Genomic DNA, 14,265 nt, shown 5'->3' with positions numbered 1-14,265 from the left:
GTTAAGGCAAAAGACGATCCGGCAACAGGCGTATCAGCTGTGTGTCGAACCAGGCCACGAAGGCCGGCGACGGCACGGCATCGACCGCCAGATACCACCAGTCGGCAGCCGCGAAGGCACGGCACTTCACCGCGTCCTTTTCAGTCATCACCAACGGCAATGACGGTGTGAAATTCAAGGCCTGCACGCTGTACTCGGCGTGATCGGCAAACGCATGGGGGACTGGCCGCCAGTCTAGCGCTTCGAGGGTATTGAAGAAACGTTGCGGATTACCGATCCCGGCCACCGCATGCAGCGCCTGCCCGGCCGGAAAATGATCAAGCGGCTTGCGTTCGCCACTGCGCAGATTGATTAGCGCGGTGGGTTGCAGGCGGAAAGCGAAACCGTCGTCGCGGTCCTCGTTGGCACCGTTGAACAGCACGCCGTCAACGCTTTGCAGACGTTCGATCGGCTCGCGCAAAGGACCTGCCGGCAAGCAGCGCTTATTGCCCAGGCCACGGGCGGCGTCGATCAGCACCAGCTCCAGATCCCGCGCCAGTCGGTAGTGCTGCATGCCATCGTCGGAGAGGATCAGATCCAGCGGTTCACTGGCGCACAAGGCTTTGACGGCGGCGCTGCGATTGGGGTCGATCATCAGAGGCACGCCCGTGCGCTGCACGATCAGCAACGGTTCGTCGCCAGCAATGTCGGCGCTTTGATCGGCCTCGACCCGCCAGGGCAACTGCGGCGGTTTGGCGCCGTAACCACGACTGACCACGCCGACGCGCACCCCCCTGCGCCGGCAATGCTCGATCAACCATAGAATCATCGGCGTCTTGCCGGTGCCGCCGACCGTGATGTTGCCAACCACGATCAATGGCACCGGCGGCTGATAGATTTCGCCTTCACCGTCGAGAAAACGCTGACGCTTGCCGATGACGACGCGCCGATAGAGCATTTCCAGCGGCCGCAACAGCGTCAGGGCCGGGTGCCCCTGATACCACGCAGCGAGCAAACGATCGGACAGGCTCATCAGGATTTAGGCGCCGCCTCGACCGTGGTCATGCGCAGATGGCTGAAACCGAGCTTGCCGGCCGCGTCCATGGCGGTGATCACTGATTGATGCTGAGCCTTGCCATCGGCACTGATCGACAACGGCATGCTGGTATCGCCGTTGGATTCTTTCTGCATGGCTTCCATCAGCGTCGCCAGATCGTTTTTCGGCAAAATCTTGTTATTCACCGAAAACACGCCCTCGGCGCTGATCGCGACATCCAGTTGCTTGAGTTGCTGATCTTCGGCCGGCGAGCCGCTGACCGCTTCCGGCAGATCCACGCGCAATTGGGTTTCGCGAGTAAACGTGGTGGTCACGACGAAAAACAGCAGGAGGATGAACACCACGTCGATCAGCGACGCGAGGTTGATATCTACGGTTTCCCGGGGCTTGCGACGGAATTTCACGCGCGGCCCTCAGCCAGGTCGACGTCACGGTCGCCCTGCACCACTTCAACCAGTTTGATCGCTTCCTGCTCCATGCCCACCACCAGTTCATCGATGCGGCGTTGCAGGAAACGGTGGAAGAACACGGCCGGAATACCGACCATCAGGCCCGCAGCCGTGGTGATCAGCGCTTTGGAGATACCACCGGCCAGAACCGAGGCGTTGGTGGTCATGCCGGAACCGGTGAACGCGCTGAAAATGTCGATCATGCCGAGCACGGTGCCGAGCAAACCCAGCAACGGCGCCATGGCGGCGATGGTGCCGAGTGCATTGATGTAGCGCTCGAGCTCGTGAATAACCCGGGCGGCGGCCTCTTCGATGCACTCTTTCATGATCTCGCGACCATGCTTGGAGTTGGCCAGGCCTGCGGCGAGGATTTCCCCCAGCGGCGAATTGGCTCGCAATTCCTTGAGTTTTTCTTTATTGAGCTGCTTGTCCTTGATCCAGACCCAGACCTGGCCCAACAAGTGTTCGGGGGTGACGCGACTGGCGCGCAGGGTCCACAGGCGCTCGGCGACAATCGCCATGGCCGCGATGGAACTCAGAATGATCGGCAGCATCATCCAGCCGCCGGATTTGACCAATTCCCACACAGTGACAGTCCCCTCGAAAAAGTGCGCCACTTTACCATACCGGTTCGCGATTAAGACCCGCCGCTCCGACGACCGTGATGTCGCCTCCATGCTTGCCTCGCTCAATGGGAGGACAGCGGCGGTTCACGCCAGAAACGCAGGTACTGGCGCATTGTCCACGGTGGTTTGAACGCCCCAAGTTGCAGATGAATGGCACCGTGCTCGGCACTGTCGTAAATACGTAACCCTTGCTGGCGATAACGCGCAATGACGGTCGGGTGCGGATGACCGAACGAGTTGCCCTGGCCGCGGGATATCAAGACTGCGTCGGGTTTCAACGCTTTGAGCAATGCCATCGATGATGAACTGCGGCTGCCGTGGTGCGGGGCTTGCAGCCATTGAGTGGCTACGTTCAGAGGGCTTTGCAGCAAGACTCGCTCGGCGTGTTTATCAATATCGCCGGTCAGCAGCAGGCGCTCACCATTGGCCTCGATCTGCAACACGCAGGAGCGCTGATTGCTGTCGTGAGCATCCGCCCATTGCCAAAGTTGAAAACTGACACCGTCCCACTGCCATTGTCGGCCACTTTCACACGCCTGCGCGTTCAGTTCGGCTGGCAGCCCCGGCGGATCGCCGCTGATGACTTGCTTCACCTGCAAACGGCGCGCAACGGCCAAAGCACCACCGGCATGATCGGCGTCGGCATGGCTGAGCAGCATCAGGTCCAGTGTCTCGACATTCAGTTTGCGCAGGGCCGGCAAGACGACACGTTCGCCAAGATCAAAATCGCGGAACCGAGGACCGGCATCGTAGAGCAGCGCGTGATGACGAGTACGGATCAGAATCGCCAGGCCTTGGCCGACATCGAGTTGCCAGACATCGGCCAGTCCGGCGTCCAGCCGCTCCCGAGGTGGCACGACCAGAATCAACAACAATGGCCAGCCCAACGGACGCAGCGGTACGCCTCGCGGCAACAGCAACAGCACGGCACCGAGACTGCCGATAGCCAGCGCCCAACCGGGAAGCGACGGCGCAATCCACGCCGGCCACTGCCCGGCGATCAGCACCAGGCCCTGGAACAGCCAGCCGATCAAACCACCCGCCAGCCACAACAACCCTTCGCCGACATACGGCACCGGCAACAGCAGAGTCCCAAGCAATGCCGGAGGCAGCACCACCAGACTGACCCAAGGCACCGCCAGCAAATTCGCCAACGGCCCACTGAGGCTGATCGGCAGATTCAGCGCCAACAACACCGGGCAGAGACCGATCGCGATCAACCATTGCGCCCGCGTCCAGGTCTGCCACCAGCGCCATGCCCCAAGGCGCCCGCCAAAGGTGAAGATCAGCACCGCCACCGCCGCGAAGGACAACCAGAAACCGGGGCGCAGACTGGCCAGCGGATCCAGCAAAAGCACGCCATTAAACGCCAGCAACAGTGGCCACCAGGCGCCGAGATGCCGAAAGCGCAGGCGCCACAACAGCACCAGCCCGACCATCACGCAGGCCCTTCGCACCGGCACATCAAATCCGGCGAGCAAGCCGTAACCGAGTGCCGCGGCGAAGGCCAGACCACAGGCCCAAGGCAGCCACGGCCAACGCAGCGGCCACAGACCATATCGGGCCAGCCCGGCGACCAACAAGTACATCACCGCCGCCAGCATGCCGATGTGCTGGCCGGAAATCACCAGCAAATGCACGGTGCCGGTGTCTTGCAGAGTCTGCCAATCCTCGCGACTCAGGCCCGAGCCATCGCCCAGCACCAGCGCCGCCAGCGCCCCTCCCCGGCCCTGCGCGTCGACCGCCAGCAAGCGCTGACGAATGCTGTCGCGCCACTCCCATCGCGACTCGCCAAGGCGCTGACCCTCCTTGACCGTGCCCGTTGCGCCAATGCGTTGGGCGAGTAGCCAGGCTTCGTAATCAAAGGCGTCCGGATTGAGTAACCCGCTCGGGCGCTTGAGCTTGACCGCCAGGCGCCAGCGCTCGCCGCTGTTGACCGGCGGCCCGGCGTACCAGGCCAGGCGCATCAGTGACGGCAGTTTGCCGTGGCGCGAATGGGCATCCGCCAACTCGAAACGAACCACGCCATCGCTGTTTTGCGGCAACCCGACCACGCGCCCTTCGAGCCAACGGGTCTCGCCATCCAGCGCCACCGGCAAGCGATCCTGCAACGCCCAATGCGCGCTGACGCAAGCCCAGGTGAAACCAAAAAGCAGAAAAGCCAATGGATAGCTGCGAAACGGCAGCAGCATCAAAGCCACGACCGCCAGCAACACCATCAACCAGACCGGCGGTAAGGCCGGCATAAATATCGGAGCAAGCAAACCGACTGCCAGCGCCATCATCCCTGTGCGCATAAGCCCGTCCTTGAGAGTCCCGAACTTAGGCATAGCGGGTATTTGGCACGACCGCCGTCAACAATTGTCACAAAGTCTGAATGGGCCGTTCATGGAATCCAGACATACTTGCCGCCTTAACCGACCGAGAAGCCTTATGCCCCGGCGCTTATTCAAACGTTACATGCCCGACCCGACGAGCATCAGGGAACACAAATCCTTACGCTTTCTCGGCAAGTTGCTGCATGACCCAAACCTCTGGCACCTCAATCGCCACTCGGTGGCCCGAGGGATGGCGGTCGGGCTGTTCGCTGCTTTCCTGCCGATTCCCGCTCAGATGCTGGTCGCCGCGGCACTGGCAGTCGTGGTGCGAGGCAACATGCCGATTGCCGTCAGCCTGGTGTGGCTGACCAATCCGATCACCATGCCGGCGGTGTTTTTCTGCACCTATCAGGCCGGCGCGTGGTTGATGGACGTGCCGGCGCGGCACTTGCCGGATGAGCTGACCTGGGAATGGATCAGCGGTGAACTGTCGACGCTCTGGCAACCGTTTTTGCTGGGCTCGATAGTGGTCGGGCTGGTGCTTGGCGTCATCGCCTATTTCGGCGTGATGATGTATTGGCGCTGGTGGGTGTCCCGGCAATGGGCGCGGCGCAAGAAAAAACGCATGTCGTGAATGCAAAACGGCCTCCGCAATGGAGGCCGTTCTTGTTTGGGTAACGGAGATACTTGTAGGAGCTGCCGCAGGCTGCGATCTTTTGATTTTGCCTCCGGAAAAACAAGATCAAAAGATCGCAGCCTGCGGCAGCTCCTACAGGGGTAGTGCGTTCTTTCAGGTACGCATCCCGCGCCCACTCACCAGCAAGCGCGCACAGCCGATATACAGCACCACCGTCGCCACCAGCATGAACGTGATCGCGATGCCGATGCGGATATCCGACACCCCGAGAATGCCGTAACGGAACGCATTGACCATGTGCAACACCGGGTTAGCCATCGACACGGTCTGCCAGAACGGCGGCAGCAGAGTGATCGAGTAAAACACGCCACCCAGATACGTCAGGGGTGTCAGCACGAAGGTCGGGATAATCGAAATATCATCGAAGTTGCGTGCAAACACGGCGTTGATGAAGCCCAGCAGCGAGAAAATCGTCGCCGTCAGCACCACCACCAGAATGGTCACGCCCAGGTGATGCACCTGCAAATCAGTAAAGAACAGCGACAGGATGGTCACGATCAACCCGACCATCAACCCGCGCAACACGCCACCGCAGGTGTAGCCGATCAGAATCGTGTGCGGTGATACCGGCGAGACCATCAGTTCTTCAATCGAGCGCTGGAATTTGCTGCCGAAGAAGCTCGAGACCACGTTGCCATAGGAGTTGGTGATCACCGACATCATGATCAGCCCCGGCACGATGTACTCCATGTAAGTGAAGCCGCCCATCTCGCCGATCTGCCGACCGATCAGGTTGCCGAAGATCACGAAGTACAAAACCATGGTGATCGCCGGCGGCAGCAGCGTCTGCGGCCAGATCCGCGTGAAGCGTTTGACCTCGCGGTAAACGATGGTCTGGAGGGCGACGAGGTTGGGACGGAACTCGGAACTCATACCGCCACCTTCGACAGATTTTTCTCCACCAGGGACACGAATAGCTCCTCAAGGCGATTAGTTTTGTTACGCAGGCTCAGGACTTCGATGTTCTGCAACGCCAATTGGCCGAACAGCGCGGTAATGCCCATCGATTTGTCGACCTGGACTTCCAGCGTGTGCGCATCCACCAGACGCGCCGGATAGCCGACCAGTTGCGGTGCGGCAGCCAGATCACCTTTCAGGTCGAGCAGGAAGGTTTCCACATGCAACTGACCGAGCAGCTGACGCATGCTGGTGTTCTCGACAATGGTGCCGTGGTCGATGATGCCGATGTTGCGGCACAGTTGCTCAGCCTCTTCCAGATAGTGCGTGGTGAGGATGATGGTGATGCCTTTCTGATTAAGTTCGGTGAGGAACGTCCACATCGAACGGCGCAGCTCGATGTCGACGCCGGCAGTCGGTTCGTCGAGGATCAGCAGACGCGGCTCATGCACCAGCGCGCGGGCAATCATCAGCCGCCGCTTCATGCCGCCGGACAGCGAACGCGACGGCACATCGCGTTTGTCCCACAGACCGAGCTGGGTCAGGTACTGCTCGGCGCGTTCCTTGGCGATCTTCGCTGGAATGCCGTAGTAACCGGCCTGGGTCACGACGATGTCGAAAGTCTTTTCGAACTGGTTGAAGTTGAATTCCTGGGGCACCACGCCAATCGAGCGCTTGAGCTGCGCGGGGTTCTTGTCCAGGTCATGACCGAAGATATTCACCGTGCCGCTGGTCTTGTTCACCAGAGTCGAGAGAATGCCTATGGTCGTGGATTTGCCGGCGCCGTTGGGGCCGAGCAAGGCGAAAAAGTCACCTTCGGCGACGTCCAGATCGATACCACTCAAGGCCTGGAACCCGTTGCCGTAGGTTTTGGTTAGCTGCCGGATGGACAGAGCGGAACTCATATCTGATTTACGCACCATGGTGAAGGGAAGAAAGAACTGAATAAGGGCGCGCGACGGCGAATTCAACCGCGGCGCAAGAGCGCAATGGTGCGTGCCGCCGCCGCACAAGTACAGTCAAGCGTGTCGATAGTAGGTATTAAGTCAACGCGGTCATAACTGCTTTGCGGTACGCCGGACGCTGCTTCAGGCGCTCGTACCAGGCTTGCAGATGCGGTTGCGGCGCGCGCTCGATGGGCATCTCGAACCAGGCATAAATGAAACTGCCGAGCGGGATATCGCCCATGCCGATTTCGTCACCGGACAAGTAGGGTTTGTAGGCGAGGGCCTGATCGGCCATGGCCAGCAACTCGGTGCACTCCTTGATCGCGGCGCGGATGGCCGGCCAATCCTGCTGGTCCGCCGGAGTACGCAACACGCCCCAGAACACGGTGCGGAAAGGGCTGGCAAAACTTGCGGTAGTCCAGTCCATCCACTTGTCGGCAATCGCGCGCGCTTGCGGATCTGCCGGGTACCAGTTACTGGCCGGCGCATGCTTGGCCAACAGATAGCGGACGATGACGTTCGATTCCCACAGCACGAACCCGTCATCTTCGATCACCGGCACCCGACCGTTCGGGTTCATCGCCCGGTACTCAGGTGTGTCGACCACGCCGAATGCGCCACCGGCATCAAGCGCCTCGTAATCCAGGCCCAATTCCTCGGCGGCCCACAGCGGCTTTCTGACATTCGATGAGTTTTTCCGTCCCCAGATCTTCAGCATGACCGCCTCTTTGCACTTGAGTGGGCAGGCAGCATACGCCGGATCAGAGTCTCCTGACATCACTCTGCATGTCGCCCAACAGTGGCGGCAAGTGATCACCGAACAGGTGCGGATAGCATTTTTCCAGGTGTTCGAAGAAGAAGGTTTCCGGCACATCGGTGAACTGGCCGTGATCGACCAGATACTCCATCAGTTGCGCGCCGTCACGGTTGAACGGGTGGAAAACACTGTCATTGATGCCGTCGAATTCCAGCGGTGCGACGTTGAACATCTCGCAGAGCTGCTGGTTGAACGCTGGGGTCGCCTTGACCCAGCGACCGTCTAGCAACAGTTCCGTGTAGCCGTGCATGGCGAACACATCGCTTTTCAGCAGTTCAAGCAATCGCGGGGTCGACAGGTGATTTCTGACATCCGCCAGGCCGATGCGCGCAGGAATACCGCAATGGCGCGCGCAGGCGGCAAGCAGCGTGGCTTTGGGCACGCAGTAACTCTCCCCCGTCGCCAGCGCATAGCTGCCGCACAAGGTTTGCGGGTCACGGCTGAAGGTGTAGGGGTTGTAACGCACTGCCTCGCGCACGGCGTAATAAAGGCTGATCGCCTGCGCCAGCGGATCACGGCTGGCACCACGATGCAATTCGGCGAACTCCACCACCGCTGGGTGGTCACTATCGATGAAGCGGCCGGGACTCAGATACTCGCGCATGACGACAGATCTCCTGGGTGAGAGCCGAGTCTAGCGATAGCCAAAGCACAGAGATAACGACGTTTCGGCCAAACTTGGACGCAAAGGCGCGGGATAAGCGAACGATTTCCCACACGTGTTGCCCACCGAACCTACGAAAACCATCCGGGGTTTCCCACGATTTCAATCACCATGCTCTGACCACCCGGTTTCGCAGATGCCGTCTAAGCTGTGGAGGGTCGATTTGCCTTGGTTCACGGAGGACTGAATATGCTGTTGTTGTGGATACTGGTTTTGATCATTGGTGTGGCGTACCTCGCCCACCGGCGCGTCGCCCCGCTGCCCGCGCTGGGCATCGTTGCTGTTTATCTGGTAGCCATGGGGATTTTCAGCCACGCACCAGGCTTGCTGTTGCTGGTGCTCTGGGTCGTCCTGGCGGTAGTCGCAGCCCCCTTGCTGCTGCCCGACCTGCGCCGTAAACATTTCAGTGCGCCGCTGTTCAACTGGTTCCAGAAAACCCTGCCGCCGATGTCCCAGACCGAGCGCGACGCGATCGATGCCGGCACCGTGTGGTGGGATGGCGAGCTGTTCAGTGGTCGTCCGGACTGGGACAAACTGCTGGCTTATCCCAAGGTTCAATTGAGTGAAGAAGAGCAGGCGTTCATTGATGGCCCGACCGAAGAACTCTGCGCAATGGTCACGGACTGGCAGATCGGTCAGTCGATGGACCTGCCGCCAGAAGCCTGGGCGCACATCAAGGAGCACGGTTTCTTCGCCCTGATCATTCCCAAGGAATTCGGCGGCAAAGGCTTCTCGGCCTATGCCCACTCGCAAGTGGCAATGAAGCTCGCCACGCGTAGCGGCGACCTCGCTTCCACCGTGATGGTGCCCAACTCCCTCGGCCCGGCCGAACTACTGCTGCATTACGGCACCGACGAACAACGTAATCACTATCTGCCACGGCTGGCCCGTGGCGACGATATCCCGTGCTTCGCCCTTACCGGACCACTGGCCGGTTCCGACGCCGGCGCGATGCCCGACACCGGGATCATCTGCAAAGGCCAATGGGAAGGCGAGGAGGTTCTCGGCCTGCGCCTGAACTGGGAGAAGCGCTACATCACCCTCGGCCCGGTGGCCACCCTTCTCGGCCTCGCGTTCAAGGCCTATGACCCGGATCACCTGCTGGGCGACAAGACCGACCTCGGTATCAGCCTGGCGCTGATTCCGACCGATACAGCCGGCGTGGAAATCGGCCGTCGGCACTTGCCACTGGGGGCCGCGTTCATGAACGGCCCGAACTCGGGCAAAGACGTGTTCATCCCGCTGGACTTCCTGATCGGCGGTCAGGAAATGCTCGGCAAAGGCTGGATGATGCTGATGAACTGCCTATCGGTCGGGCGCTCGATTTCGTTGCCTGCCGTCGGCACCGGCGCGGCCAAGTTCACCAGCCTGGTGACCGGCCAGTACGCGCAGATTCGCGAGCAATTCAACGTGCCGCTGTCGGCATTCGAAGGTATTCAGGAAGCGCTGGCGCGCATCGGCGGTAACGCGTGGATGATGGACGCCGCGCGGATGCTCACCGCCAACGCTGTGGATCTGGGCGAAAAACCTTCGGTGCTGTCAGCGATCCTCAAGTATCACCTTACCGAACGCGGTCGCGAATGCATCAGCCACGCCATGGATGTACACGGCGGCAAGGCGATCATCATGGGCCCGAACAATTACCTGGGACGCAGCTGGAACGGTGCACCGATCTTCATCACCGTGGAAGGCGCGAACATTCTCTCGCGCAACCTGATGATCTTCGGCCAGGGTGCGATTCGCTGCCATCCATTCGTGCTCAAGGAAATGGCCCTGGCCGGTCGCGAGGACAAGGACCAGGCACTGAAAGAGTTCGATGGCCTGCTGCTCAAACACATCGGCTTCGCCGTGGGCAACGCCGCCAGTACGCTGGTGCTGAACCTCGGCTTCGGTCATTTCGAAAAAGCACCGGGCGACAAGATCAGTCAGGGTTATTTCCGCGCACTCAATCGTCAGGCGGCGGCGTTCGCCATGCTCGCCGACTTCAGCATGATGCTACTGGGCGGCGAACTGAAACGTCGCGAACGCCTGTCGGCACGCTTGGGTGATGTACTGAGCAATCTGTATCTGGCATCGGCCTCGCTCAAGCGTTATCACGATCTGGATTCGCCGGCCTACATGGAGCCGTTGTTCAGATGGGCCATGGAAGAAAGCCTTGGCCAGTCGGAACGGGCGCTGGATGAACTGCTCAGCAACTTCCCGAACAAGGTCTTCGGATGCCTGTTGCGCGTGATCGTGTTCCCGTTCGGTCGTCGTCACAAAGGCCCGTCGGACAAACTCGGTGCCGAAGTGGCAGGGGTAATTGGTCGAGCCAAAGGTGATCCGGCGCTGGAAGAACTGCTTGCCGGCTGCTATCGCCCGCAATCGGCGGACGATGCTGTCGGTGCGCTGCAACACGCCAGCGATCTGCTGAATGCCGCGCAGCCGTTGCACAAAAAACTGCACACTTCGTTGAAAAGCGGCCAGGTCAAACCGGAGGCGGGCGAACACGCCATTGATGCGGCGCTGGAAGCAGGTGTATTGCAACCGATTGAAGCGCAGAGCCTGCGCGATGCCGAAGCAGCACGGCGCAAGGTGATCGATGTCGATGACTTCGACAAAGAAGAACTGCTGCTGGCAGAGGGCAAAGTGCGCTGATCGGCGCTACCGCCTAACCGTTAGCTGTGAAAAAAGGGCGCAGGAGCTTTATACTCCTGCGCCCGTTTTGCTCTTGAGGACTTATCTCGTGTCCAACGTCGTTGCCGATCATCTTGTGTTACTCGACCATCTGCGCAGTATTCTGGTCGCCGTAGGTGAGGCCGAACAGGTTCCCGAAGAAAGCCATGCCTTGTTCCTGGAGCGCTTTGACGAATTGCTCGCTTCACTGCCAATCGAACCGATCGAAAGCCAATATCTGGGCCAGGACATCCTGACTCAAGTGATCAGCCGCTATCCGCAAATTGCCCACCTGATTCCAAGGGATCTGCTGTGGTTCTTTGCCGGCGATTGCCTGCACTACCTGTCTGATGAAGAAATCGACATGTATCAGGCTCTGGAAGAGCGTCGCTTCGAGGCTGAACAGAACGATGAGCCGTTCGACTGGAATCAGGAAAAACAGCTGTTGGCGATGTCCGCTCAGGACAGCAAGCACTGATTTTTATCTGCTGAAGATCAAAAGATCGCAGCCTTCGGCAGCTCCTACAGGAGAGTACGTTCCCATGTAGGAGCTGCCGAAGGCTGCGATCTTTTGCTTTTGCGCTACAACAACCCCTCGCTTTCCGGTAACTCATACGCCATCGCTGCGTTGATAACGCCACCCGATTTCCCGGGCTTACTCAACGTCGGCTCTTTCTCCAGACACGCCACCAGATAGTCGATAAACACCCGCAACTTCGGCGGCAGGTAGCGCGTTGGCGAATGCAGTAACCACAGCCCCCCGTGGTACGAAGCCAGGAACGTCCAGTCTGGCAGCACCTGCACCACCAACTTCTGCTCCAGTGCATAGCGTGCGGTGAAATACGGCAGGCTGCCAATACCGATGTGCTGCAACACCGCGCCCAGGCGTACACCGGTGTGATTGGCAGCATAGCGACCGCGCACCCCCACCGTTACTGCTTTGGTACCCTTCTTGAATTTCCAGCGCGCATCGCTCGGGGTTTCGCCCAGATAAATGCAGCTGTGATTGAGCAAGTCGTGGGGATGCGTCGGCGTACCGTGCTCGGCCAGATATTGCGGGGATGCGCACAGCAAATGATCGATGGTCAGCAGTTGCCGCCCAACCAGCCCGGCCGGTGGCCGATCAGTGATGCGGATCGCCAGATCGACATGATCGTCAATCAGGTCGACCTGCCGGTCTTCCAGCAACAACTCGACATCGACCTTGGGGTAACGCCGCAGAAATTCGGGCATGTGCGGATGAATCACGAAACGCCCCACCGCCTTCGGCACACTGACGCGTATCAGGCCCTCGGCTTCATGGGTGAACTGGCCGCCGATCTCCATCACCGACTTGGCGGCGCAGACCATCTCCTGACAACGCTTGAACACCTCTTCCCCGCCGTCACTCAGCCGCAGCTTGCGCGTGGTGCGCTGTAACAGCCGCGTAGCCAAGGCCTTTTCCAGCCGAGAAATGCTGCGACTCACCGCCGATGGAGAAGAGCCGAGCTGGCGCGCCGCCTCAGAAAAGCTGCCGGTCTCCACCACCTTGACGAAAATCGCCATTTCGCCAAGCAGTGGTAGCGGTAGATTGATGCTCACAGCGCACAAGTCCTTTGATGTTTGAACGGATTATCACGTTATTGCACGATTCATATAATAAAAACAGGAACTTTAATCAGGGCATGGAATATGACGCTTCGCCTCTTTTTCCATAGTGATGACCTCAAGGCCAATGTGGAAGTCCTCGACTGCACGCCCCAAGAGAACGAATTCGCAGTAGTGCTGCGCGCCACTTTGTTTCATCCGCAAGGTGGCGGCCAGCCGTGTGACACCGGCTGGATTGGCGAGAGTCTGGTGCTGCGCGTGGTGCAGGAACCGGATCGAATCATCCACTTCGTTGACCGACCGGTACCGCTCGGCATGACCTGCATCCGCGTCGACGAACAGCGCCGCTGTTTTAATACCCGCATGCACTCGGCCGGTCATTTGATCGGGCATTTCATTCAGACGCTGGGCTGGACGCCGATCAAGGCGCACCACTGGCCAGACGAAGGACGCGTGCAATTCAAGCCGGGCGATGACGCGCAGGAGATCGACGCGCAATCCGTTCAACTCGGTATCGATCAATGGGTAGAACACGATCTGCCACGCCTGACGTCACTGCGCGAAGGCGCGCGGGAAATCGGTTTTGGCGAGCTGCCGGCCTATGGCTGCGGCGGCACCCACGTACGTAGCCTGAAGGATTTGGGCACAGTCACGATCGCGTCCCTTTCGCAGAAGAAAGGCACGCTGTCCGTCCACTACAGCGTGGATTGAGCATTTCGGCCACTGCCCCGCGCAGTGGCCGGCGCGGGGGAACCGCACGCGCGGATTCCGTTGACTATCGATAGATGGACCTAAAAGAAAATGATGCTAGACGTCGAGCGTCTCGATGAGACGTGCATAAAAAAACTGGCCAACGAAGAAGTCCTTGCCATCCGCATCAAAGGCTTTTTGCCCGAGCCACTGGCGATCCAGATTGGCGACAGGATTCTTGCTCCAGGCTTTGAGGGCTACATCAACGCACCAAGTATCGGCCGCATCGGCATGGCGTTTTATGAAGCGGAAAACCAGCCGCTACTGATCGAGGATTATTTCGAACGGGCCACCAGCAACATCGCCGAACTGCGTCAGCGCTGTGCGCCCTACTCTTCGCCTGTCGACACGCTGCGTTGCATGCTCGACGAATCCTGGCCAGCCGGCGCACATCTGGAAAACCTCTACGGCCGCAAAATGTATGTCGGTCTTTCGCGCGTGGTGAAACCCGGCGTGTGCTTCCTGGCCCACCACGACATTTTCGCCAAGGACGCGCCAGAGAGTTTTCAGGCCCGCAGCCTCGAGGCGCAATTTGCCTGCAACGTATACCTGAATATGCCGACCGAGGGCGGCGCGTTGCAAATGTGGGATGACGACATTACGCCGGATCAATTCGACGAAATGCGCGGCGACAGCTACGGCATCGATCCGGCACTGCTCGGCCCGCCAACCCTGGAGGTACAGCCTGAGCCCGGCGATTTCATCATGTTCAATTCGCGCTGCATGCACTCGGTCACGCCGGGCGTAGCCGATCCGCGCTTGAGCCTTTCCTTCTTTGTCGGCTACCGCGGCAATGCTTCACCCCTGACCTTCTGGAGCTGA

General features: G+C 59.8%; 14 protein-coding genes. 5 read left to right on the top strand and 9 right to left on the bottom strand.

Features of this window, described 5'->3' with window-relative positions:
- Window position 1: 1 nt before the first annotated feature.
- The 4 genes from lpxK to H8B20_RS08100 form a co-directional block, all read right to left on the bottom strand.
- Window positions 2–1,012, bottom strand: coding sequence for a tetraacyldisaccharide 4'-kinase (gene lpxK / locus H8B20_RS08115; RefSeq protein WP_210622798.1), 1,011 nt, complete (start codon window positions 1,010–1,012; stop codon window positions 2–4).
- On the bottom strand, window positions 1,012–1,440 hold the full coding sequence (locus H8B20_RS08110) for an ExbD/TolR family protein (protein ID WP_042560450.1): 429 nt from the start codon (window positions 1,438–1,440) through the stop codon (window positions 1,012–1,014). Before H8B20_RS08110 ends, lpxK begins: the two co-directional genes overlap by 1 nt.
- Entirely contained in the window at window positions 1,437–2,072 is a 636-nt protein-coding gene (locus H8B20_RS08105) for a MotA/TolQ/ExbB proton channel family protein (protein ID WP_042560451.1), read from the bottom strand. The genes H8B20_RS08110 and H8B20_RS08105 overlap by 4 nt, the downstream gene beginning before the upstream one ends.
- 101 nt (window positions 2,073–2,173) lie before the next feature.
- Window positions 2,174–4,408: a DNA internalization-related competence protein ComEC/Rec2 gene (locus H8B20_RS08100; protein WP_210622797.1), complete on the bottom strand. Its 2,235-nt coding sequence runs from the start codon at window positions 4,406–4,408 to the stop codon at window positions 2,174–2,176.
- A 136-nt stretch (window positions 4,409–4,544) separates the two neighbouring features.
- Between H8B20_RS08100 and H8B20_RS08095 the strand changes: the two genes are divergently transcribed.
- Window positions 4,545–5,063, top strand: coding sequence for a DUF2062 domain-containing protein (locus H8B20_RS08095; RefSeq protein WP_210622796.1), 519 nt, complete (start codon window positions 4,545–4,547; stop codon window positions 5,061–5,063).
- 156 nt (window positions 5,064–5,219) lie between these two features.
- Here the strand turns inward: H8B20_RS08095 and H8B20_RS08090 are convergent, their stop codons facing one another.
- The 4 genes from H8B20_RS08090 to H8B20_RS08075 form a co-directional block, all read right to left on the bottom strand.
- Entirely contained in the window at window positions 5,220–5,999 is a 780-nt protein-coding gene (locus H8B20_RS08090) for an ABC transporter permease (RefSeq protein WP_210622795.1), read from the bottom strand.
- A complete protein-coding gene (locus tag H8B20_RS08085; protein WP_200616882.1) occupies window positions 5,996–6,928 on the bottom strand; it encodes an ABC transporter ATP-binding protein in 933 nt (310 codons plus the stop codon). The genes H8B20_RS08090 and H8B20_RS08085 overlap by 4 nt, the downstream gene beginning before the upstream one ends.
- A 136-nt stretch (window positions 6,929–7,064) precedes the next feature.
- Entirely contained in the window at window positions 7,065–7,688 is a 624-nt protein-coding gene (locus H8B20_RS08080; RefSeq protein ID WP_210622794.1) for a glutathione S-transferase family protein, read from the bottom strand.
- 43 nt (window positions 7,689–7,731) lie between these two features.
- Window positions 7,732–8,391, bottom strand: a complete 660-nt coding sequence (locus H8B20_RS08075) for a transglutaminase-like domain-containing protein (RefSeq protein WP_210622793.1) — start codon at window positions 8,389–8,391, stop codon at window positions 7,732–7,734.
- 249 nt (window positions 8,392–8,640) lie between these two features.
- Here H8B20_RS08075 and H8B20_RS08070 point away from each other — a divergent pair, with 249 nt between their 5' ends.
- Both H8B20_RS08070 and H8B20_RS08065 read left to right on the top strand, forming a co-directional pair.
- A complete protein-coding gene (locus tag H8B20_RS08070) occupies window positions 8,641–11,088 on the top strand; it encodes an acyl-CoA dehydrogenase (RefSeq protein WP_210622792.1) in 2,448 nt (815 codons plus the stop codon).
- Between the two features lie 88 nt (window positions 11,089–11,176).
- Window positions 11,177–11,584, top strand: coding sequence for a PA2817 family protein (locus H8B20_RS08065; RefSeq protein ID WP_042560459.1), 408 nt, complete (start codon window positions 11,177–11,179; stop codon window positions 11,582–11,584).
- Between the two features lie 104 nt (window positions 11,585–11,688).
- Here the strand turns inward: H8B20_RS08065 and H8B20_RS08060 are convergent, their stop codons facing one another.
- Window positions 11,689–12,687, bottom strand: a complete 999-nt coding sequence (locus H8B20_RS08060) for a LysR family transcriptional regulator (protein WP_210622791.1) — start codon at window positions 12,685–12,687, stop codon at window positions 11,689–11,691.
- 90 nt (window positions 12,688–12,777) lie between these two features.
- Between H8B20_RS08060 and H8B20_RS08055 the strand changes: the two genes are divergently transcribed.
- Both H8B20_RS08055 and H8B20_RS08050 read left to right on the top strand, forming a co-directional pair.
- On the top strand, window positions 12,778–13,404 hold the full coding sequence (locus H8B20_RS08055; RefSeq protein ID WP_115146216.1) for an alanyl-tRNA editing protein: 627 nt from the start codon (window positions 12,778–12,780) through the stop codon (window positions 13,402–13,404).
- 90 nt (window positions 13,405–13,494) lie between these two features.
- Window positions 13,495–14,265: a 2OG-Fe(II) oxygenase gene (locus tag H8B20_RS08050; protein WP_210622790.1), complete on the top strand. Its 771-nt coding sequence runs from the start codon at window positions 13,495–13,497 to the stop codon at window positions 14,263–14,265.

The organism is Pseudomonas sp. P42 (assembly GCF_017973755.1).
GTDB lineage: Bacteria > Pseudomonadota > Gammaproteobacteria > Pseudomonadales > Pseudomonadaceae > Aquipseudomonas > Aquipseudomonas iridis.
This window is presented reverse-complemented; position numbering and strand designations above follow the sequence as displayed.

Bases quoted from the DNA above. Each gene is read 5' to 3' on its own strand.
- H8B20_RS08080 (WP_210622794.1), bottom strand. From the start codon at position 7,688: ATGCTGAAGATCTGGGGACGGAAAAACTCATCGAATGTCAGAAAGCCG.
- H8B20_RS08050 (WP_210622790.1), top strand. From the start codon at position 13,495: ATGATGCTAGACGTCGAGCGTCTCGATGAGACGTGCATAAAAAAACTG.
- H8B20_RS08090 (WP_210622795.1), bottom strand. From the start codon at position 5,999: ATGAGTTCCGAGTTCCGTCCCAACCTCGTCGCCCTCCAGACCATCGTT.
- H8B20_RS08070 (WP_210622792.1), top strand. From the start codon at position 8,641: ATGCTGTTGTTGTGGATACTGGTTTTGATCATTGGTGTGGCGTACCTC.
- lpxK (WP_210622798.1), bottom strand. From the start codon at position 1,012: ATGAGCCTGTCCGATCGTTTGCTCGCTGCGTGGTATCAGGGGCACCCG.
- H8B20_RS08085 (WP_200616882.1), bottom strand. From the start codon at position 6,928: ATGAGTTCCGCTCTGTCCATCCGGCAGCTAACCAAAACCTACGGCAAC.
- H8B20_RS08055 (WP_115146216.1), top strand. From the start codon at position 12,778: ATGACGCTTCGCCTCTTTTTCCATAGTGATGACCTCAAGGCCAATGTG.
- H8B20_RS08075 (WP_210622793.1), bottom strand. From the start codon at position 8,391: ATGCGCGAGTATCTGAGTCCCGGCCGCTTCATCGATAGTGACCACCCA.
- H8B20_RS08095 (WP_210622796.1), top strand. From the start codon at position 4,545: ATGCCCCGGCGCTTATTCAAACGTTACATGCCCGACCCGACGAGCATC.
- H8B20_RS08100 (WP_210622797.1), bottom strand. From the start codon at position 4,408: ATGCGCACAGGGATGATGGCGCTGGCAGTCGGTTTGCTTGCTCCGATA.